Below are 1,035 nucleotides of genomic sequence, written 5' to 3'. Positions count from 1 at the left end.
GTGCGATCAAAGAAATACCAAACGCCTCTGATTTGGCCCCAACCTGTTGCCATAACACCAGATTTTGCAAGGTAATACCAGGTATCACCACGATGGAGCCACTGAGAAGTTACCATGGCACCACTTGCGTTCACAAAATACCATTTATTGGAATCGTGCACCCAGTTATTTGCACGCATGTCGCCACTGCTACGATCAAGGAAATACCAGACACCTTTGTCTTTCAGCCAACCAGTAGCCATGGCACCTGAACGTGATAAGTAATACCAGGCATTACCAATTTTGTGCCATCCTCCCGATTGCATAGCACCTGAAGAGTTTGCATAGTACCAGGCAGTCTTATCTTTCCATGGAGCTTTAAACCATCCGGTGTGCATGGCACCTGTATTTGGATCAAGGTAATACCAAACACCTTTCACTTGAAGCCAACCGGTGCGCAGAGCTCCCGAAGTGGTTGCCCACCACCAAGAACCATCAGCTTTTACCCAGCCATTGCCCGCAATAATGGCACCTGAAGGACGAGCATGATAAAGCGTGCCGTTAACCCTATAAGATCCCGTCAACATACGCCCGTCTGCTGCTGGATCAAGGTAATACCATGACCCAGAAACCTTTACCCATCCAGTTTGTGGCTGACCTTGAGCATTTGCATAATACCAATCAGCTCCAACCTTATTCCAGCCAGCCTTATATGATGGCTTTTCTGGCTGGGTGGGAGTTTCTGGCTTTACAGGCGTGTCAGGTTTCGCGGATGCTTCAGGCTGAGTTGAAGTATCAGGCGTTGCAGGAATTTGCTCTTTGGCACCTTCGTCGGTCTTAGTGTTGTCATTTGATTTGTCTGCAGTGTTTTTATCTACCGCATCTACCACACTGTCTTTAGCGTCACGTGATTCATCTTCCTGATCAGCAAACGCTTCTACCGCTTGTTGCTGAGCTTGTGCGCTCACATCATCATCTGCCCAAGCAATACCGCTTACACCGCAAACCAAAACAGTTGATACGGCAAGTGCAGATAAAGCTCGTCTCCCTCTCCAT

The 1,035-nt window shown here is 48.1% G+C and carries 1 pseudogene; it reads right to left on the bottom strand.

The features are described 5' to 3' along the window. Nucleotides 1-1,035: pseudogene (locus NFR28_RS08850) on the bottom strand (hypothetical protein); the annotation flags it as partial.

Origin of the sequence: Adlercreutzia agrestimuris, assembly GCF_943193125.1 — a bacterium.
Classification (GTDB): domain Bacteria; phylum Actinomycetota; class Coriobacteriia; order Coriobacteriales; family Eggerthellaceae; genus Xiamenia; species Xiamenia agrestimuris.
The sequence above is the reverse complement of the archived record's forward strand: the minus strand, read 5'-3'. Positions and strand labels throughout refer to the sequence as shown.